This is a genomic window from Niastella populi (assembly GCF_002078015.1).
GTDB classification, from domain to species: domain Bacteria; phylum Bacteroidota; class Bacteroidia; order Chitinophagales; family Chitinophagaceae; genus Niastella; species Niastella populi.
In genome coordinates this window covers 15,923-35,838 of record NZ_LWBP01000089.1, presented here as the reverse complement: position 1 = coordinate 35,838, position 19,916 = coordinate 15,923, and the positions used below count along the sequence as shown (strand labels likewise).

Sequence of the window (19,916 nt, the reverse complement as noted above, 5' to 3'; positions counted from 1 at the left end):
TAAGACCTTATTATACTATAAAATTATGCACATTGTATTTTTGTAACGACTTTTTGAATAGCCCCAATTGCTTATAACAGGAATGTAAACTAAATGGTTTGAGTAACAAGTGTTACATTTCTGGAACTGATCATTTCAATTAATGATTCAAGCGTATCTCTTACTGAATTGAAAATAATACAATAGGAATGATGGATGCGTAAAAGGTCTTTATTTGAAGAATAAGTTTTCTAAAATATTTTATAAGTTAAGACAAAAGTATTTTTGCATTTGACTTTATTTTGCCAGTACCTTTACACCCCATTTGTACTCTTCCTTTTTTAATCCTGAAGCCTCCTCTTATCTTCCTAATGCGGTTCTTCATTCTCCTGAAATGAAGCGCAAACCTCACCTGCGAAGTGGTGTAATGTTTGTTTAAATTTAATTACATTACTTATGAGCTATTTGCAAACTAATGGGCACTCCAATGCGTTGGCTGAGCCCAATTCCCCCACTCTTTCATCGGTAGCCGCATCTATTGGCGAAACATTTTCTACACCTGCCACCAAGAAAGTAAAGATTGGTGCAAAAGAAAAAAAAGAATTGGCTGAAAAAAAAGAGAGGCCCGCTTTTCGTGAAATGGAAGAAACTTTAATGGCGCCGTTAGTTGAGGAAGAAATTGAATTGGAAGAAGGTGTGGAAGCCGTTGAGTTGGTAGTTGAAAAAAAAGTTCCGCTCCCTATTGAAAAAAATAAAGTATTCGGCAGTTATACCGGCCGGTTCGGGCCTTTTGAAATTGTATTGAGAATTGATATTGACGGATTTAATCCATTACTAAAAGTAAGCGGTGATTATTTTTTGATTTCTGGTCAAACCAAACCTATTTCGGCTCTTTTCAGGCTGATAGCATCAATACCAAAATAGCCGATGGACTGATCACTATTATTACAACGGCAAAAACTACCTGGCCAACATCGTTTACAAGGCTTAGGATCATTCTTAAACAAACACCTGTATTTCAGGCTTTGTCGCCCGCTATTATGCAATGGTATCATATAAGCACCAATACACCAGGCGCCATGTATGTTTGCAACAATACCGGCAGGTCTTTTCGCACAGCTCAACTGGAGCAGGATTGTATTGAAGGTGTAACTCCTTTTGCTGCATATAACACCGGCTCATTGCCCGCAGGCGGGCCCGAACGGGTGCTTTCGATCAATTCAACCTATCTGGAAGCCGGCGTGGATATGATCTCTTCCGGAATATCCAACTTTATTCCACTTGAATTAAAAGGCCCTGAAGCCAAATGGACAAATGCAGAACTGTACACTGCCATGATCAACCACTTCAGTGTTTACGAAGATAAACCGGAATGGGCTATTTGGTTACTGCATGCGCACGAACATAGTTTCGGCCCCAAATTACAGGGTATTAAGTTTAACGGGCCAGGGTTGCAACAACATGCATGTGCCGTATTTTACAAAGATATGGCGGGAGCGGATCCTGAAAAATATAGGCAGCAATTGTACACCTGCGTACATGAGCTGGGGCATTGTTTTAATCTGCAGCATACCTGGCAAAAAAGTTATGCAACACCGCCCAAACCCAATATTTCCGATTCGCTTTCCTGGATGAACTATCCGCGGTTTTATCCGGGCGGGCCATCTGCTTTCTGGAATGCATTCTCGTTCCAGTTCGATCCCGTAGAGCTAACGCATTTACGTCATGGGGCCAGGCTTAATCTTATAAAAAGCAGAAATCCTTTTTCACAAAGAATTACTGCATTTGACATAGGGGCCCTGTTTGAAGATAATGTTGAAAACAACTCAAGCCTGGTTCTGAAGCTGGAAGCCTATCGATCATTTTTGCTGGGCGAACCGGTTTACCTCGAAACACAACTTAGAACTACCAGCATGATGAATCAGCAGGTTATCAATAACCTGTACGCTGATTTCGGGTTTATTACAATTGGGATCAAGAAGCCCGGCGGTGAAACGCTGGTTTATGAACCTATAATTGAAATGGATGCCGAGCCAGGTTATACCGTTTTGAACGGGTCAAATCCGGCCATTTATCAAAGTTCTTATATTGGCTTCGGTAAAAATGGATTTATTTTTGATCAGGCAGGCAATTACCAATTGCGGGCTGTTTACTATCTCCGGGATGGCTCCCGCATCGTTTCCGATACGCTGTCAATACGTGTAAACAACCCGGTCACTGTCGAGGACAATGAATTAGCCATGATAATGTTGAATAACGATGTTGGTTACCTTTTGGCTCTCATGGGGTCCGACGCACCTTACCTGCAAAAAGCAAATGATTCGCTGGATATATTACTTAGCGACAAATTCAAGGATCACCCCCTTGCAGTATATGTACAGTTTATTAAAGGTGTAAATGCCCAACGTACATTCAAAACTATTACTGCTGAAAAAAGGGTTCATATCCGTAGGCCCGACTTCGAATGGGGGCAGGCGTTGCTTAGAACTGTAATTGATAAATCCAAATCAGGACGCGGATTAGATAACATTACTACCCACCTGGCCATGCACATGCTGGCCAAATCGTACCAGCGGGCAGGTGATATGCAGGCCGCAGAAGCTGCAGTTAAGGATATTAATGCTCACTTTAACGGTTTGGGGTTAAAGCAACATGTGAAAGAGCAAATAGCCCGCCAGACCTCGGATATTTTAGCATTCGATTAATATTTTAAACCGTTCAGTTGTTTGTTTAATTAAGGCAGGGGTACTTCAGACGCCCCTGCCATTTTTTTAAATGCGGGTAGCCTGTGGTATGGAGATCAGTTCACTTATATTTTCCTTATCAACTCTGGTGCTTCGCCCTTTGTAAGATGCTGCTTCGGATACGCTTTAACTGCCGGCTTCCTGGCTGTGTAATACTATCCCCATATTAATAATACTGCTAATACTGCCAAATGGCATCTAATTGCTGCTATAATTATACCATTGAAGTATCGGCCCTTCCCGGGTTTTCGATGGCAGGATCATTGCATGACATAGCTGTAATTATTATCGTTAAAAAAAATTTCCAATGATAACTCACCGGGAGTATGCTTTAGAAAACCAGGAATGGTTAAGTTCATTTCAATGGATCATACAGCATGAATCTGTAGAAAGAGCCAGGGAAATATTGCGTTTACTCGAAGACTGCGCGGCAGAAAACAATATTCCGGGTTTAGAACAAATGCATTCCCCTTATGTCAATACGGTACTGGCGGCCAACGAAGAGGAATATCCCGGAAACGAAGAGATTGAATACAAACTTTCCGCCATTATTCGCTGGAATGCGATGGCAATGGTGGTAAAAGCTAACAAAAAGAATAAAGGTATTGGCGGGCATATTTCAACCTACTCCTCAACTGCAGATCTGTTTGAAGTTGGCTTCAACCATTTTTTTAAAATTACCAATGGTGAAGCCGACATGATCTATTTTCAGGGGCATGCTGCACCCGGGGTTTATGCCCGCTCTTTCGTAGAAAGAAGATTTGATGAAGAAACCCTGAATAATTTTCGTCTGGAAGTGCAATCAGGTAAAGCCCTCTCCTCCTATCCGCACCCACGGTTAATGAGTAATTACTGGCAATTTCCCACCGTATCGATGGGGCTTACGCCTATACAGGCCATTTACCAGGCACGGTTTTGCAGGTATCTTGAAAACAGAGGTCTCAAAGAAAAATGCCCACAGCATATTTGGGCATTTATAGGAGATGGCGAAATGGACGAACCTGAATCGCTTGGTGCAATTACTTTGGCAGCAAGAGAAAAATTGAATAATCTCATTTTTGTCATAAACTGCAACCTTCAAAGGCTCGATGGCCCTGTACGTGGTAACGGAAAAATTATTCAGGAACTGGAAGCCATTTTCAGGGGCGCCGGATGGAAAGTAATTAAAGTTTTATGGGGAAGAGAATGGGATGCCCTGTTTGAAAAAGACAGGGACGGAATACTTATTGAGGCGCTCAATAAAACACCAGACGGCCAAATGCAAACATATGCGGCCTCAGACATCGGTTATTTTCGTGAGCATTTTTTCAAACAAAACGAAAACCTGAAAGAACTTGCATCGACACTGTCTGATGAAGACTTACAAAAACTTCGGCCGGGCGGTCACGATCCGGTAAAAATTTATCAGGCATATAAAGCGGCCATCGAAAATGAAGAAGGCCCAACGGTTATTCTTGCCCAAACTGTAAAAGGATACGGCCAGGGAAAAGCGGGCGAAGCAAGCAATATTGCACACCAGCAAAAGATACTTGATGAAGATGAACTTAAATATTTCAGAGATAGATTTGGCGTACCTGTAAAAGACGAAGATATCCAAAATGTTCCTTACTATTTACCTCCTGAGAATAGTGAAGAATATAAATACCTGGTAGCATGCAGAAAAAAACTGGGCGGTTTTTTACCTGAACGGAAAAACAAAAGCCAGCCTTTACAAATGCCTGAAGAAAAAATATTTGAAAAGTTCAATGAAGGGTCTAATAACAGGAAGGCGCCTACAACTATTGTAATGATTCAGCTGCTTTCGGCATTGCTTAAAGATAAAAATGCCGGCAAGTACATTGTGCCTGTTATTCCGGATGAATCGCGCACATTTGGCTTGGATTCATTATTCAGCCAGGCAGGAATTTATACAGCCGTTGAACAAAATTATGAACCTGTTGATAAAGAAAATCTGCTTCATTATAAAGAGGAAAAAAATGGGGTTATAATTGAAGAAGGTATCACTGAAGCCGGTTCAATGGCGACATTTATAGCGGCGGGTACGGCCTATGCAAATCACGGCCTGCCTGTTATTCCGGTTTTTTTCTTCTATTCGATGTTTGGGTTCCAGCGGATCGGCGATCTTGTATGGGCCGCCGCAGATGCGCGTGCAAGAGGGTTTATGATTGGCGGTGTTTCGGGCAGAACTTCACTTGCAGGCGAAGGATTGCAGCATTGCGACGGACAAAGCCATGTATTTGCGTTGGCATATCCCAACGTTAAAGCGTACGATCCGGCCTTTGCGTATGAATTGGCCGTGATAATAAGAGAAGGCATAAAGAATATGTTTGTTGAAGCAAAGGATTGGATCTATTATATTACTATTATGAACGATGCCTACGAAATGCCTCCAAAACCAAACGAAGAAGGAATTGATGCGGATATTATAAATGGTATGTATTGTTATAACAGATCTTCAATAGAAAATGAAGGAAGTGTTTCTATAAATCTTTTGGGTAGCGGAGCTATATTGCCCGAAGTAATAAAAGCAGCACAGATGCTGGAAGCACAATTCAATTTACACGCTGCTGTTTGGAGCGTTACGAGCTATAAACAGTTATACGATAATGCCAATAATGTTGAGCATGGTAACAGGCTGTCTGACGGGCAATTCAGTTTGAGATCGCATATAGAAAAATTTTTTCCAACCGATACAACGAAAAATAGCGGGAAGAAAATATTTGTTGCTGCGTGCGATTACCTGAAAGCATTGCCGCTGTCCGTTGCCAAATGGTTTCCGGGAAAGTTTATTGCATTGGGAACAGACGGTTTCGGCAGAAGCGATACCAATGCGGCATTGCGCAACTTTTTTGAAGTAGACGCCAGGCATATTGTTTTCGTTACCCTGTACGGATTATTTGAAGAAGGAATGTTTGATAAAGAGGAATTAGGGAAAGCAATGGAGGTTTTGGGAATTGACAGAAAAATTACTAACCCTGCAGACCCGTTGTGAGGTGCAGCATGCAGGCATTCAAAAATGAAATTAATTTATGGAGAAAGAAATAAAATTACCCCAGGTGGCAGAAGGTGTTGAATCGGCTACTGTAACAGATATATTGGTACAGGAAGGAAGCGAAATTGAAAAAGGACAGTCTGTTATTATCGTTGAAAGCGATAAGGCTTCTGTTGAAGTGCCTTCTGAAGAATCAGGTAAAGTAAAGGCTATTAAAGTGCAAAAAGATGCAGAAATAAAACCGGGTGAAGTGATATTGATCCTTGATACCGAAATACAGGAAAAACAGGAACAACCTCAGAAAGAAATAAAAGAAAAAGATGAAAAGTCCGAAATAAAGGAACCTGAACCTGTAGATGAAGGCGAACTTGAAAAGAAACCTGAAATTGAAAAGGAGAGATCACAGGAAAAGAAAGAACAGGCAGAAAAAGCACCTTCGGAAGGCATTGCTGCAATTCCCAATGCGTTAAGACTGGCAAGAGAATTGGGAATTGATATAAATGACATAAAGGGGCGAGGACCACAGGAAAAAATTGTAGAAGAAGATGTAATAACATATGCCAGAGAAATAATTCAGGGTAAACTAAAAGGCGCTGCCGGCCCTGAAGGACTACCTGATTTTTCGCAATGGGGGGAAATTGAGAAGAGCCGGCTAAAAGGTATTCGAAAAGCAACGGCAAAAAGAACCGCGGCATCATGGCGAATTATTCCACATGTTACGCATTTTGATGAGGCGGAGATCGCTAAAGTTGAAGAATTGGTAAAACAAAAGAATCATTTAGCTGAAGAGAAAGGCGGCAGGTTAACTATTACAGGAGTTTTATTAAAGATCCTGGCTGAAGCGTTAAAAGAGTTTCCGAAATTCAATGCGTCGATTGATACCGGAAATGAAGAGCTGATCCTTAAAAAATATATACACATTGGCGTGGCTGTAGATACTGAAAGAGGGCTGCTTATTCCTGTTGTTCGCAATGTTGATAAAAAAAATCTGATCGATATCTCTGTTGAATTGACGGAATTATCTGAAAAGGCGCGAAACGGGAAATTATCCGCCGATGAATTGAACGGCGGAAGCTTTGCTATTTCAAATGTAGGCAGCATTGGCGGTACCCAGTTTACCCAACTTATTTACCATCCGCAGGTTGCGATTTTAGGAGTGGCAAGGGCAAAAATACAGCCTGTATTTGAAGACGGGGAATTTAAACCAAAACCAATGCTTCCATTATCTCTTAGTTATGATCACCGTTTGATCGATGGCGCCGATGCAGCCCGTTTTCTCAGATGGATTTGCGAGGTAATTGAAAACCCGCTAAACGTGTTTATGTATCACTGAGGAATAATAAATAATGGGGGTGCATTTTCAATAAAAACATGATGCAGATCAATTAAACCGGTTTAAATTCATATTTAGCCGGCTTTAGGGAAAATACTTATACTAAACTAAGGCTATCTTCGTTAAATAATCGATCCAAATCCTGGTAAATTCAGTCTATGCTTGGTTTAATATCCCTGATTTTAATTCTGTTAGTGCCCGTAGTTTTTATCTGGCTCAGCTACCGCAGCAACAAACGGTTCAAAAATTTCAATTGAATTGTTCCCGCATGCGGTTTATTACAATCCTGGCAGTTTCAGGGTTTTTAAAATCGCCCGCATCGCAGCAGATTCTGCCTGAAACCCCATAAAAACACTACAGCTGGCTGAAACCCGGCCATCGGCAAGCGCCGGAATTCCCACGCAGTTCTACCCTTTTGGTAAATTCGGTTATCGATAAAGCCACAAATCAGTAAGATCCCGCTTAACATCCACGAGCCACTTTGTATTTCATTATCCCATTATCCCATTATCAAATTACCCATGTCACTTTCTCCTGCACCGGTTTTCGTTTGCCCGAAACAGATGGAACCTTAACATAACCCAGGTAAAAGAAACCCATCAGTTTGTCATCGGCGCCCAGATCAAATAACGCTTTGGCTTCTTCAATAAACGTAATTCCGCCGGTGCTCCAGTAACCGCCGAGGCCGTCATATGCCGAAACCGTTAAGTAAATATTCTGCACCGCACAGGCCACCGCCGCAATTTCTTCGATCTCAGGCAACTGGTCGGCATGCCGCTTACAGCCAATGGCAATAACATGCGAACACTGCTGCGGCGTTACCAGCATCTGTTCATATTTGTTTTGTTTGAATTTGGCGCCGGCGTATTTTTTATAGATCTCAGCCTGTTGTTCGGCCAGTTTTTGCAAGCCGTTCCCCGTAAAAACCGTAAACCGCCAGGGTTCCGTGAATTTATGGTTGGGCGCCCAGTTGGCATTCTCCAGCGCCTGCCAGATAATTTCATCGGGAATAACTTTTCCCGGCTCAAATTGTGGGGTAAACACACTCCGGCGTGTTCGTATAAGTTCGTTGATCAATTCACTTTTTATCATAACAGGAGCAAAGATAGTTAAGACTTATATAATGTTGTGACTTTAACGCGACGGCGGCTTTGGGGCTTATACCTCTTCCGCTTAACTTTGAGACCATGCACAAATTTTTATTCGTTGTTTGTTTATTTATCAGCACCGCGGTATTCGCTACAGATACAAAAAAGCTCGACAGTTTGTTGCGGCATCGCCATTTTTTTGCGCTGAAACGCGAAATGCAAAGCAATACATACAACCAGTTACCCGCCTGGCGAAAACTCTATTACCAGGCCTTCTTACATAATTTTTTTCACGATCTCACAACCTCCAACGATGAGATTGCCATTTTGCTCGGAAAGCATAAAAAACAACTTACCGATGCCCAGGCCGGCAACCTGCTGATGAAAAAGATCGATAACCATGTTAAACTGTACCAATACCGCGATGCCCATTTAACCACACAGTTGTTGCTGCGCAAATACAAACATGCATTGACGGCCGATGAACGTGATGACGCCCGCAATTCAGATCGAATCTGGAAAGGCCTGCAAAACGTTCCGCCCCAAACTACCGCCATCAGCACCGAAACGACAATACCCTATCGCCGCGACCTGGCCGGACTGATCAATATTCCCGTACGTATTGCCGACAGCACTTTTGATTTTGTTTTTGATACAGGCGCAAACTTGTCGGTTATAACGGAATCATATGCACGTAAGTCGAACCTGCGCATGCTGAATGTGAAGTTTAAAGTACGGGCCATAACCGGTTTGCAGGTGAATGCCAACCTCGCCATCGCCGATGATTTGAAACTCGGCAACATCATTATCAAAAACGCCGTATTCATGGTGTTTCCCGATAGCGCGCTTTCTTTTGGCCGTGGTGTTTATACCATCAAAGGAATAATCGGGTTCCCTATTATCGAACAATTGCAGGAAATAAGGATCAATAAGAACAAGCTGGTAATTCCGCAAACCGCGGTTGACCGCAACATTCGCAATTTTGGCGTAGACGAGTTATTACCGGTGATCACGGTGGCTTATAATACCGATACGCTGGCATTTACTTTCGATACCGGCGCCCAGTTCACTTTTTTGAACGAACCATTTTACCGCGATTATAAAAAACTGATCGATTCGGCAGCCAAATCATTCGATATGCAGATCGGCGGCGCTGGCGGCGTCACAAAAACCAAAGCATACCGGGTGCCGCAGATCGAGATCAACGTGGCCGGACAAACCGCCGTGTTAAAAGATGTTTCGGTTAAAACAACCAGTACCACGCCCAAGGATAAGTTATACTACGGAAACTTTGGGCAGGATATCATGAACCAGTTTAATGAGATGGTGATCAATTTCCGTTATATGTATGTCGATTTCGTTCGCTGAAAACTGGTAACCAGGTTTCAGGATACAGGTAAATACAATCGATATCATGTACGCCCTGTAACCTGGAACCTGTTGCCGGAATTTATTCCCTTTCCATATTTTCTTCGTGGTTGTTGCCTCCATGGCGTTTGAATAACTGGAAGTCGGTCTTCCCGAATTTATACGTGAACGTAGCCCTGAAGCTGCGCACATTCCAGCGGCGGTACGAATCCTGGTAAAAACTTTCGGTATCGGTTATAAAACCCCGTCTTCTCGAGTTGAACAGGTCGTTTATATTGAATGTAAACGACGCTTTGTTCTTCATGAAATCTTTCCGTATTCCCAGGTCTACTCCATACATTTCCTTGCGTTTTCCCTGCGGAACAACTTCCGGTGATTCATAACCGGCGGTAGTCTGGAAACTCCATTTGTTCAGGAATGCCGATCTGGCCGCAAGGCGGTAATTGATGATCAGCTTCGCTTCCATGTTAAACCCTTCATTGCTGAGATCGATATTGTTGACATTCGATACCACCTTTTTGTATTGCAAATTGATGGTTGGCGTAATATCAAGGTGCTGCCCCAGCTTTTGCTGTAACGTCAACTCTGATCCCCACCTGTTCTGGTATTGGGCATTTATGAATGTATTTAAGATTGCGCTGGGGTCGATGGCTGCATTGTTCAGTTGCTGGTACTGGGCTGCCGTAATAGTATCGCTGTAACGTGTGATATCGCCTTCGGTATTGCGGAAGTAGATAACGCCCAAAAAGCTGCCCGAGTTATATGTTTTATTATAGTTGAATTCAAATGAATTAGTGAACTCGGGACGCAATGCCGGGTTACCCTGTCTTATGTTCAACGGGTCGTTTATATCTACAAACGGGTTCAGGTGCCAGAAATTGGGACGACGGATGCGGCGGCTGTAATTCAATTGTATTTCCTGTCCTTCCCCTACCGTTTTACTCAAATACAAACTGGGAAACAGGGCATCGAATATATTACTTAGTTGTTTGGGAAACTGGTAGCCAAATTTGCGGGCGCTGTCAACCAGTTCGCCATCAAACTTTGAATGCTCGGCACGCAAACCGGCCTGGTAACCGATTCCCAGCACTTTACCGGTGTAGGTTACATAAGCGGCATTCACCATTTCGCGATACTTGTAATTATTGCTCAACGGTAATTTGGTTTCGCCGCCGTTGTTTAACGAAAACGCATTGAAGATACTGTTGAAGTCGTTGATATAAGTACGAACACCGGTTTCGAGTTTGTCGTTCTCGCCGTTGGGATCAACATAATCAACCTGAATGGTGACCTGGTTATTGCTGCCCGTTCCGCTGTTGCGTACCCGGCTGTCGGCGGCATACTGGCTGCCATCGGGATACGAATAGGTGTTCAGGATATTCGTATTGTCATCATTGTTGCCATAGTTATAATTGATATCGGCGCTGATCGATTTTCCGCTTTCGACAAAATTATGTTTGAATATTAACTGCGTGCCGCTGCGCTGGTTGTTCGAGCGGTTGTCTGATGTACGAAAACCAAAATGTTCTGCCTGTTGGTTAATGTCGAGATATTCCTGGTTTTGTTCTTCATAGTTGGCATTTCGGCCGGCGCCAAAGTTTTGGGTAAGCGTAAACGTATTGCGGTTATCTAAAAAGAAATCCATCCCAAAACGAACGGAATAAAAACGGCGGGTGCGGTCGCTGAACGCAAACTGGTTGAAGTAGTTCTCTACAATGCCATTTTGTTTATTGATGCGATACGTTTCCGATTTCGGCCGCCCGCCCGATTGATTGTAATTTCCGCTCACAAAAAAATTGAATTTGCCCTGGCGTAAGTTGAGCGCCGCATTGCCATTGTAAATTTCAGGCGACCCGATGCCTGCGCTTACAAGACCATTCAGGCCAAGTTTTTTATTTTTTTTCAGCACAACATTAATGATACCGCCGGTGCTGGCTGCATCGAATTTCGCAGATGGATTGGTGATCAGTTCTACCCTTTCAATGTTATCGGCCGGGATCTGATCGAGGGTAAGTATGGTAGGACGGCCATCAACGAAGATCTGGGGCGAATTGTTCCGCAATAATATATTGCCGTCGACATCTACAGTAACGGAAGGAATATTGCGCATTACATCGATACCCGTACCCCCTGCCGATGCAAGGTTCTTTTCTACGTCGAATGTTTTGCGGTCGATGCCCATTTGCAGGGCCGGCTTTTGAGCCACAACAGTTACCGAGCCCAGATATTGCGATTCAGCGGTGAGTTTAATATTTCCAAGATCTTTCTCCACTACGTCGCCTTTGGTGGTTTTATCAAAAAAGATGATCAATTCCTGTTTTGCATAACCGATGGCCGTAGCCTCCAGCCGGAATGTATCGGTAGTAGAAAGGTTGAGAATATCGAAATCGCCGTTCGGTTTGGTAAGCATGCCGCCGGCCAGGGCATTTGTGTTCTTATGAAATAATTGTACAGAAGCGGCATCGATGCCTTTGTTGTTTTTGGCATCCACAATTCTTCCAAACAGTTTACCAACTCCTGCTACAGCTGGTTTATCGCGTAAAAAGCTCTCCTCCTGCGCACATAAGGATATTGAAAAAAATGTCACTAATAACAGTGTAAATACAGATTTCATTATACAGTTTAAAGTTGTTTGTATTGCCCCGGTTTATATATGCAACAAAACCGGGCCGCGATATTAGACGAGAAAAAAGGTGCGTTCGTTCGCTTTAGAAGTAAATTAATGTGAATTTAATCGGTTGCTATATATTGTTTTGCAGAAACTTACCAGCCAGCCACCCGCTTAAGCCTGTAAGAAATTCTGTAGTTTAGCTAACAGTCATTCGTGTAATCAAATAACCAATTATACCATTATGAGCATTTCTTTAACCGATATTATCGTGAGAACCACCTTACATTGGGCTTGATAAAAAGCTGATGACCCTGTATATGGACTTCCTGGCGGAACGTGGGTATACGGCATCTTATTTATGGACAACCAGCGAACTGCCCGCCGCTGCAGCCTTATACCGCCGGTATGGGTTTGTCGTTACTGAAGAAATACCCTCTTCTTCTTTCGGAAAACCCGTAATTGAACAGAAATACAGTCTTAAGCTGTAAGCGAATACAGTACTTTCTATTTCATGATGCCTGCCATTGGTAGCGAGTTCCGAATTGAAGAACCACAAACCACAAACCACAAACAACAAACAACAAACTGGCTCTTATATGTCTTCAGATTTAAATTCCAACTGCAGTTTATTTAAACTCTTATATAACCCATCATCCATACCCAGTAATTCCTGGTGGGTTCCGCTTTCAACTACATGACCTTTGTCGAGAACGATAATTTTATCGGCATTGCGAATGGTCGATAACCGGTGGGCGATCACAAAGGAGGTACGGTTCTTCATCAGGTTGTCGAGCGCCTCCTGAACGATCGATTCTGAAGCCGAGTCGAGCGAACTGGTAGCTTCATCGAGCACCAGTATAACCGGGTCTTTCAATATGGCGCGTGCAATGGCTATGCGCTGGCGTTGACCGCCCGATAATTTAACACCCCGCTCCCCCACCACTGTTTCGTACCCTTCAGGAAAGCCGGTGATAAAATCATGCGCATTGGCTTTGCGGGCCGCTTCTTCAATTTCCGCCTGGGTGGCATCGTGTTTACCATAGGCAATATTTTCATTTATGGTTCCGCCAAACAACAACACATCCTGCGGTACCAGGGCCATTTGTTTGCGAAGCTGTGAAAGCGGAATGCTGTTGGCCGGTTTTCCATCGAATAATAACCTGCCTTCATCGGGATGATAAAACTGCAATAACAGGGCGGCTATGGTTGATTTGCCGGCGCCGCTGGGGCCTACGATGGCAATTTGTTCGCCCGGCGCGGCATTAATGCTTACGTCTTTTAGTATATGCAACTCCTTACGGGATGGATAGCTGAAGGCCACGTGTTCGAAACTAACAGCGCCTTGTAGTTTATTTTTTTCCTGTACCGGTTCATCGGTAACAGCTACGGGTTCCGTTTCATCGCGCAGAATTTCCCGTACGCGTTGCGTAGCGCCCAGTGTTTTTTGAAACTGGCTGAACAGATCGGCAAATCCCGCCATGCTGCCGCCAACAAAAGCGGTATACACGACAAACGCGGTCAGTCCGCCAAAGGAAAGCGTGCCGGCCTGTACAAGGGTAGTGCCATACCATACAACCAGTATTATAGTTCCGAAGATGCTTAATAATATAAACGACACGAACATGCCCCTGAACCGGCCATTGCTTACCGCCAGTTTTACCACCTGCTGCAGGCTGCGCGTATACCTGCCGATCTCATACCACTCATTGGTAAACGATTTTACGTTACTGATGCCCTGCAGGGTTTCCTGTACAATGGTATTGGAATCGGCCAGCTGATCCTGGGTATTGCGTGAGAGTTTTCTTATACGCTTGCCAAACACAACACCAATGATAACTATTACCGGCACCACCGATAACATAACAGTAGCCAGCGCAGGTGATAATACAAATATCAGCACCATGCCAATGACAAGGGTAAGCAATCCACGCAAAATTTCTGCCAGCATGCCGGTTACGGCGTCCTGGATCTGTGAAAGATCGGCGCTGATCCGGCTCGAGAGTTCCCCTACCCTTCTTTGTGCAAAGAAATTCATGGGCATCATGATCATTTTTCGGTATACGTCTTTTCGCATATCCGACAGCGCATGCTCGCCTACATAGGTGAACAGGTAAACCCGCATAAATGAAAAGATCATCTGCAATGTTAAAATTCCCAGCATCCATAATGCAATGGTGCCGGGTGCAACGGCGTCTTTGCCTAAACTAAGCGAGTGCGCACTATCGATCAGCTTCTTCAAAAAATATGGAAACGCCATGGTAGTGCCACTTGAAAGCGCTATAAAAAGTAAACCGGTAACAAACGTCCGGCGAAAGGGTTTAAGATAATTGAAAATAAGGAAGGCTTCTTTCAGATTTTCCTTAGTCAGTTTTGCTTTAGGCATATCCGGTTTACGTGTACCGTTATCCTGTCTGTTGCCTCGAGCCATAAAATGCCTTTAACAGTATTAATGTTTATAAATCAATGTTGCAAAGAGTGATAAAATATGCCAACTCTTTCGGTCATTAATAGAATCACCAGCCGGTTCGTACGGGAGATAAGGTATTTTTTATTGGTAGACGGATTGACGGGACGAATATTGTTTGTTGAAATATATCATTTGGAGTATCAATAAATAATAGCGTTTTATTAAAGCAAAGGTTATGATTTTTCAAGTGTTAAGTATACAAATCTTCTTTCTTCTTTCCATGCAATATAATTTTTTGGCATGATTCTTATTAAAGTATTGGTATCCTAACAATTCTAAACTACGATTGCTTAACCTGATTTTGTAGACCGACCGCCCCCTCGAGTAGTTATTTACATTTTTTACATATTAAAAACTCAAAGTTATGAAAAGAAGCTTTTTAGCGGCAGGCATTGGTCTTTGCATTTTCGCAGTTACAATGGTAGTATCTAACCATCCGGTTCAGGCAGAAGTGTATAATGGTAATTACATTGAGCAGGATACTACGCCAAAGAAAAAAGATACCACGACGAAGAAGCCTGATACGATGCAATTGAACGTGTCTACTTCTACATCACAAAACTAAATTTATATGAAACGTGCCACACCTTGAAAGTGTGGCACGTTTTATTTTTATAGTATCGTATAACGGAGATGATCATATTAAATATGCGCCATAGTTTGCTGCGCCTATCAACCCGGTTTTATCATTTTTAATTATTCTTATAGGAATATGCTCCAGCAGGTGTTGCATGCGATCGCAATCCATAAAGTGTTCCATAAATTCCTTCTGTAATAACAAAGGTGCGATCTTTGGCGGAATGCCGCCACCGAGGAACAAACCACCGGTTGCTTTCATTTTCAATACCAGGTTGCATGATTCACGCGCCAGGTATCTTACAAACAGCGCCATGGTCTCTACACAGATCGCCGATTTTTTATCTATGGCTGCGCCACTGATCACCGCCGAATCGAGATTCGATTGTTCCAGCGCATCTTTCAGCCAGGCTGGCTCTTCCATATGCTGCTCATCGCGTAAAAATCGATAGATATCTGTTATGGCCGGTCCTGCCACTACTTTTTCCCAGCTTACAACACCATATTCTTTTTGCAGGAATTTCAACAATGCAAAATCCACATCGGTACGTGGTGCAAAATCTGCATGGCCGCCTTCCGTTGGGAAGGGAAAATGGTTATGGCCATTCCAGTATAAACCTGCCTGGCCCAAACCAGTGCCCGGTGCATTGATGGCCATATTGCCGGTGCTGTTCTCATTGCCTTTATGAATGGTAATGAAATCTTCTTCCGATAAACCTGCCAGGCCGTACGCCATCGATTCAAGATCGTTCAGCAGGAACACCGCTTCTACCCCCATTGCATTTTTCACTACATTGATGTCGATGTCCCAGCTCAGGTTGGTAAGGTTTACTTTTCCATTCAATACCGGGCCTGCAACACCGAGGCAGATCCTGTCGGGCCGGGGACTGTTCGTGTCTGTTAAAAATTGCTGCAAAATGGCAACGCATGAATCGTATTCCGCTGAGGCATATTTTCCGGTTTGCAATACCTTCAACCCGTTTTCTGTAGCGTGGTATATCGCCAGGTTGGTTTTGGTTCCCCCTATATCGCCGGCAAGCACCGTTATCCCTTTTTCTCCGGGTTTTGAACGTCGTGGGATATACAGATTTTTTATACTCATAATTAATGGTTCTGATTTTTACGTGTATAATTCCTTCCTTTTGCAATAATAAGGATATGATCGTAAGTTGACAAGTTAACGGGTTGACAGAGTTTGCCTCGATTTAGTCGGGGTTCGCAAGGGCCGTTATGACCTTTTACCGGAGTAAATACAGGAAATTTTACGCCAGCGCTCCCGCAACCGCCTTTGCGCATAACGGCGCCGGTTCCAATATTGTATATGGTGACCCGGAGATTGAGGCCTCATTGCCCGGTGGGATCGAGCGTAATTCGATGAACTTGCTGATCGAGAAGGTGTTATGCACCGGCATTTCGAAATAGCGGTTGGTGTTTTGTGGCTGAAAAAGGGGGTTAAGCGTTTGGAGCGTATCAGTAATAGGTATAAACAGGGCGCTATGAGTTTTTGGCGTGCTGTTAATAGTTCTTAACGGGCCTCCAGGAGTTTTGGCGCGGTACTGATAGTTTTTGGCGTACCGTTTTTACGCTAAAATGGGCAGTAAAAGTTTAAAACGTACCATTTTAATGAGTAAATGGGGTGTTTATATGTTTTAGGGGGAGTTTGTAGCTAAATATGGGGTGCTAATTGTTTTATGGCGTACTGTTTCCAACTATATATGGGATCTTAAAAGTTTGCAGCGTATCGTTTTAAAGTAAAAATGAGGTGTTTCCACGTTAAATCGTACCGCTACAAACTATAAAAGAGCTTGTTCAATAACCAGTGTCAGCTCAGATAAAGGTAGCGACTGTAAATCCCTATCTAATAACCTTCAAACTCCACTTCCGAATGTTACATAAATTCAGTAATGATCTATTTGTCAATGTCTTTAATAACTTTTCTACAATTAAACTAAAGGTAAAAGGCCCCGATGGGCCTTTACTACGTATGTTTTGTATCAAATAAGCGTAGATTTAGAACTCAAAACGTGACATTATTTGATCTTAAAATGTATTTAGTCTTTGTTTTGATTTGGTAATCAACGTTCATGGTAATCATTACCTGTATATTGGTTTCATCGTAGAATCCCTTAAAAAACTTTCTACCCTATCTCTTTGGTTATCCACTGTTTGTGGAAAAATGTGTAAAAATTAATTTGGTTTTTTCTTTCGAACTACAATATTCCACTCCGGTCCGCTGTTAATATGAAAAGAATCGGCCATATTGCCCATGTTGATGGCCAGCGAAAAATTCATAAGGCTGTTCATATAAGCCAACATCCTGCCTTCCGGCACCTCGCCGAAAGTATGCACAAATTCAACATCCTGGTGAAACACCGGGGTGCCATTTCTGTTTATAAATACCTCAACTTTTGCTTTAGGTTCCACGTGTAACACTTTGAAAATCGAATCGTTAATATTGGTCCAAACGTTGCCATATTGCACGTCTAAAATGGGTATGTTGCCCATGATCGAATCGCCCTGAACCACAGCTTTCTGGTATGGAATGGTCACTACTTTCGATGGCAATTCCCTGCCCACCTGTTCAAAGCCGATCACTCCCGCTGCCAGTCGCGCCCCGGTATAGGCATATACATCGCGGCCATGAAAGGTATAGGAAGCCTGCGAGTTTTTCCTTCTATTTAATTCCTCGTCAATTTCGCGTACCGATTCAATGCCAAGAGATTGAGAGATCAGAGTAAGCGTGCCATTATCAGGCGTAACAAAGTAATGCCCTGTTTTGGTCTTCAGCACTACCGATTTCCGTTCCGTGCCAACGCCGGGGTCAACCACCGATACAAAAACAGTCCCGGCCGGCCAGTACGGCGCCGTTTGTTCAAGCCGGTAGGCTGCCTCCCAGATATTATAGGCGGGGATCTCATGAGTGAGGTCGAACAATTTCAGGTCGGGGTCAACCCCGGTGGCTACCCCCTTCATGGCGCTCACCGCGCCATCCTTTACCCCAAAATCGGTTTGAAAAACAACGGTGCCTTTGCTACGGGTACACCCGGCGGCGATAAAGATTATGCATGCTGCTATTACGTAGATCTTTTTCATTTTTTGAAAATGGAGTCTGGTTTAAATTGTAGTTTGGCTAATTTTCAAATTTATATGGATTTATTAAAAGCGATCGAAAAGGAGCATTCAAAAGCACAGTGTGAAAAGATAGTCAGGTATGTGGGCGGCGATAAAGAACGGTTTGCCGAACTGATGCAGTTATTCCTGAACGGCGGGTACCGGGTTACCCAGCGGGCGGCCTGGCCCATGAGTATTTGTGTGGAGAAGCACCCGGCCCTCATTGCCCCTTATTATAAACAGATAGTGCCGTTGTTGCAAAAGCCGGGCGTGCATGGCGCCGTTGTGCGAAATATAGTGCGCCTGCTGCAGTTTGTTGCCATACCCAGGCGGTATCACGGGATGATAATGAATACCTGTTTCGAATTTATTGCCAGTGTGGATACGGCCCCGGCTATAAAAGCCTCTTCGCTTACCATTCTCGAAAACCTGTGCGCTCTTTACCCCGATATCAGGCCCGAGCTAAAGTTGATCATTGAAGAAAGGTGGGAGCATGAAAGTCCGGCGTTTAAGATGCGGGCGAGGCGAATACTTAGTTCATAGTTCATAGTTATTCAGTTGTTCAGTTATTCAGTTGGTCAGTTCGGTATTCGCTTTGCTTGCGGCTTACGGCTTACGGCTGTATTCTGTATTCGCTTTGGGCTTTTGTCTTCAGTTGTATTCCTGTATTTGCTTACAGCTTACGGCTTGCAGCTTGCAGCTGTATTCGCTTTTGGCTTTTGTCTTCAGTTGTATTCCTGTATTTGCTTGCGGCTTACAGCTTACGGCTTACAGCTATATTCCCGCTTTCAGCTGTATTTTATCCTCTTCGGATACACACAGATCTCCGACCCTTCCGCCAGAAACACCGATGCCGGCTTTTTGTCTTTCAATTCCGCAAACGCTTTTCCATATAACTGCTCAAAATCGCAATCGATCGTAAACTCTTCAACCGGGTAAATATCCCAGCCCGGATGTGCCACCTGGTATTCGCCGCAACTTGCTGCATTGACCGCGGTATAACCCCAGTAGTGTTCAGTGATGAATTCCTCCTCACTGCCGGGTTGAATGGGAAATTTTTCCAAACCCGTTTTAACCTCCAGCTTGTTCCAGTGATTTTTATACTTCCAGGAATAACCAACATGCTGCTCTTTTTCCGTAGTATGAACAAAGGTCTTCATCGGCAGGGTCACATACCTTTCTTTAAACAGCGTATTGGCAATAAACGTAATGGCCTGTTTGGGCACAATCTCCTTTATAAACACCACCCCCCTTTTAATTTCCCCGTTTTCTTTGTACCGCACATAAAAACGCAGGTTCACTTCAGGGAAAGTAACATGAAAGGGAAAACGAATACCCATAACCCGGGTATCATAAAACAAAAAGCCAACAAGGCTTACATAAGTGCGGTTGTTGAAGGTATCCGGTTCGGTGTGGGCAGGAACAAACGGTCTCAACTTTTCCGGGTCAATTTCATAGTTGGCCATGATGAGCCGGAGCCATTGGGCAGTAAGGAACTTCTTTTGTTTCATTTGATGAGGCAAAATTAATTAAATTACGCAGAACGCAGAACGCTTACGCTTAACGCAGAATGCTTAACGCAAAACGCTGAATGCAGAACGCGGGTTCGCCTGTTAACCAATTTACTTATCTACCTATCAACCTGTC

The 19,916-nt window shown here is 43.5% G+C and carries 15 protein-coding genes; 9 read left to right on the top strand and 6 right to left on the bottom strand.

The genetic code is table 11. From position 1 onward, the window contains the following. Nucleotides 1-435: 435 nt before the first annotated feature. The 4 genes from A4R26_RS09325 (at nucleotide 436) to A4R26_RS09310 (ending at nucleotide 7,048) form a co-directional block, all read left to right on the top strand. On the top strand, nucleotides 436-903 hold the full coding sequence (locus A4R26_RS09325) for a hypothetical protein (protein WP_081163513.1): 468 nt from the start codon (nucleotides 436-438) through the stop codon (nucleotides 901-903). A 101-nt stretch (nucleotides 904-1,004) separates the two neighbouring features. Continuing rightward, nucleotides 1,005-2,684: a hypothetical protein gene (locus A4R26_RS09320; RefSeq protein WP_133054606.1), complete on the top strand. Its 1,680-nt coding sequence runs from the start codon at nucleotides 1,005-1,007 to the stop codon at nucleotides 2,682-2,684. A 346-nt stretch (nucleotides 2,685-3,030) separates the two neighbouring features. Then, complete coding sequence (gene aceE / locus A4R26_RS09315; protein ID WP_081163511.1) at nucleotides 3,031-5,715, top strand: pyruvate dehydrogenase (acetyl-transferring), homodimeric type; 2,685 nt, start codon at nucleotides 3,031-3,033, stop codon at nucleotides 5,713-5,715. A 37-nt stretch (nucleotides 5,716-5,752) separates the two neighbouring features. Continuing rightward, the gene (locus A4R26_RS09310) at nucleotides 5,753-7,048 is read left to right on the top strand and encodes a 2-oxo acid dehydrogenase subunit E2 (protein ID WP_081163510.1); all 1,296 of its coding nucleotides are present in this window, start codon (nucleotides 5,753-5,755) and stop codon (nucleotides 7,046-7,048) included. A gap of 510 nt (nucleotides 7,049-7,558) precedes the next feature. On the opposite strand, the gene A4R26_RS09305 is transcribed toward A4R26_RS09310, so the two are convergent. After that, on the bottom strand, nucleotides 7,559-8,140 hold the full coding sequence (locus tag A4R26_RS09305) for a nitroreductase family protein (RefSeq protein WP_081163509.1): 582 nt from the start codon (nucleotides 8,138-8,140) through the stop codon (nucleotides 7,559-7,561). Between the two features lie 95 nt (nucleotides 8,141-8,235). Between A4R26_RS09305 and A4R26_RS09300 the strand changes: the two genes are divergently transcribed. Then, nucleotides 8,236-9,504, top strand: a complete 1,269-nt coding sequence (locus tag A4R26_RS09300) for a retropepsin-like aspartic protease (RefSeq protein WP_081163508.1) — start codon at nucleotides 8,236-8,238, stop codon at nucleotides 9,502-9,504. Between the two features lie 82 nt (nucleotides 9,505-9,586). Here A4R26_RS09300 and A4R26_RS09295 read toward each other — a convergent pair whose 3' ends face one another. Beyond that, complete coding sequence (locus A4R26_RS09295; protein WP_081163507.1) at nucleotides 9,587-12,118, bottom strand: TonB-dependent receptor; 2,532 nt, start codon at nucleotides 12,116-12,118, stop codon at nucleotides 9,587-9,589. Nucleotides 12,119-12,420: 302 nt separating this feature from the next. Here A4R26_RS09295 and A4R26_RS09290 point away from each other — a divergent pair, with 302 nt between their 5' ends. Then, complete coding sequence (locus A4R26_RS09290) at nucleotides 12,421-12,603, top strand: GNAT family N-acetyltransferase (protein WP_081163506.1); 183 nt, start codon at nucleotides 12,421-12,423, stop codon at nucleotides 12,601-12,603. Nucleotides 12,604-12,707: 104 nt separating this feature from the next. On the opposite strand, the gene A4R26_RS09285 is transcribed toward A4R26_RS09290, so the two are convergent. Continuing rightward, nucleotides 12,708-14,543, bottom strand: coding sequence for an ABC transporter ATP-binding protein (locus A4R26_RS09285; RefSeq protein WP_081163505.1), 1,836 nt, complete (start codon nucleotides 14,541-14,543; stop codon nucleotides 12,708-12,710). Between the two features lie 403 nt (nucleotides 14,544-14,946). Between A4R26_RS09285 and A4R26_RS09280 the strand changes: the two genes are divergently transcribed. Beyond that, nucleotides 14,947-15,147, top strand: a complete 201-nt coding sequence (locus A4R26_RS09280) for a hypothetical protein (RefSeq protein WP_081163504.1) — start codon at nucleotides 14,947-14,949, stop codon at nucleotides 15,145-15,147. Between the two features lie 72 nt (nucleotides 15,148-15,219). Here the strand turns inward: A4R26_RS09280 and glk are convergent, their stop codons facing one another. Further along, the gene (gene glk / locus A4R26_RS09275) at nucleotides 15,220-16,260 is read right to left on the bottom strand and encodes a glucokinase (RefSeq protein ID WP_081163503.1); all 1,041 of its coding nucleotides are present in this window, start codon (nucleotides 16,258-16,260) and stop codon (nucleotides 15,220-15,222) included. Between the two features lie 128 nt (nucleotides 16,261-16,388). Here glk and A4R26_RS09270 point away from each other — a divergent pair, with 128 nt between their 5' ends. After that, a complete protein-coding gene (locus tag A4R26_RS09270; RefSeq protein WP_081163502.1) occupies nucleotides 16,389-16,580 on the top strand; it encodes a hypothetical protein in 192 nt (63 codons plus the stop codon). 765 nt (nucleotides 16,581-17,345) lie between these two features. Here A4R26_RS09270 and A4R26_RS09265 read toward each other — a convergent pair. After that, entirely contained in the window at nucleotides 17,346-18,251 is a 906-nt protein-coding gene (locus A4R26_RS09265) for an SAM hydrolase/SAM-dependent halogenase family protein (protein WP_081163501.1), read from the bottom strand. A gap of 54 nt (nucleotides 18,252-18,305) precedes the next feature. Between A4R26_RS09265 and A4R26_RS09260 the strand changes: the two genes are divergently transcribed. Then, on the top strand, nucleotides 18,306-18,812 hold the full coding sequence (locus tag A4R26_RS09260) for a HEAT-like fold family protein (protein WP_081163500.1): 507 nt from the start codon (nucleotides 18,306-18,308) through the stop codon (nucleotides 18,810-18,812). A 245-nt stretch (nucleotides 18,813-19,057) separates the two neighbouring features. On the opposite strand, the gene A4R26_RS09255 is transcribed toward A4R26_RS09260, so the two are convergent. Beyond that, nucleotides 19,058-19,780 carry a YqjF family protein gene (locus tag A4R26_RS09255; RefSeq protein ID WP_081163499.1) on the bottom strand — a complete coding sequence of 241 codons (723 nt, stop codon included), beginning with the start codon at nucleotides 19,778-19,780 and terminating at the stop codon, nucleotides 19,058-19,060. Between the last annotated feature and the right edge of the window lie 136 nt (nucleotides 19,781-19,916).

What these genes read in the sequence shown, in the direction of transcription:
- A4R26_RS09310 (WP_081163510.1), top strand. Translation starts at nt 5,753, where the DNA reads ATGGAGAAAGAAATAAAATTACCCCAGGTGGCAGAAGGTGTTGAATCG.
- aceE (WP_081163511.1), top strand. Translation starts at nt 3,031, where the DNA reads ATGATAACTCACCGGGAGTATGCTTTAGAAAACCAGGAATGGTTAAGT.
- A4R26_RS09280 (WP_081163504.1), top strand. Translation starts at nt 14,947, where the DNA reads ATGAAAAGAAGCTTTTTAGCGGCAGGCATTGGTCTTTGCATTTTCGCA.
- glk (WP_081163503.1), bottom strand. Translation starts at nt 16,260, where the DNA reads ATGAGTATAAAAAATCTGTATATCCCACGACGTTCAAAACCCGGAGAA.
- A4R26_RS09300 (WP_081163508.1), top strand. Translation starts at nt 8,236, where the DNA reads ATGCACAAATTTTTATTCGTTGTTTGTTTATTTATCAGCACCGCGGTA.
- A4R26_RS09325 (WP_081163513.1), top strand. Translation starts at nt 436, where the DNA reads ATGAGCTATTTGCAAACTAATGGGCACTCCAATGCGTTGGCTGAGCCC.
- A4R26_RS09295 (WP_081163507.1), bottom strand. Translation starts at nt 12,118, where the DNA reads ATGAAATCTGTATTTACACTGTTATTAGTGACATTTTTTTCAATATCC.
- A4R26_RS09260 (WP_081163500.1), top strand. Translation starts at nt 18,306, where the DNA reads ATGGATTTATTAAAAGCGATCGAAAAGGAGCATTCAAAAGCACAGTGT.
- A4R26_RS09265 (WP_081163501.1), bottom strand. Translation starts at nt 18,251, where the DNA reads ATGAAAAAGATCTACGTAATAGCAGCATGCATAATCTTTATCGCCGCC.
- A4R26_RS09290 (WP_081163506.1), top strand. Translation starts at nt 12,421, where the DNA reads ATGACCCTGTATATGGACTTCCTGGCGGAACGTGGGTATACGGCATCT.
- A4R26_RS09305 (WP_081163509.1), bottom strand. Translation starts at nt 8,140, where the DNA reads ATGATAAAAAGTGAATTGATCAACGAACTTATACGAACACGCCGGAGT.
- A4R26_RS09285 (WP_081163505.1), bottom strand. Translation starts at nt 14,543, where the DNA reads ATGGCTCGAGGCAACAGACAGGATAACGGTACACGTAAACCGGATATG.
- A4R26_RS09255 (WP_081163499.1), bottom strand. Translation starts at nt 19,780, where the DNA reads ATGAAACAAAAGAAGTTCCTTACTGCCCAATGGCTCCGGCTCATCATG.
- A4R26_RS09270 (WP_081163502.1), top strand. Translation starts at nt 16,389, where the DNA reads ATGACCTTTTACCGGAGTAAATACAGGAAATTTTACGCCAGCGCTCCC.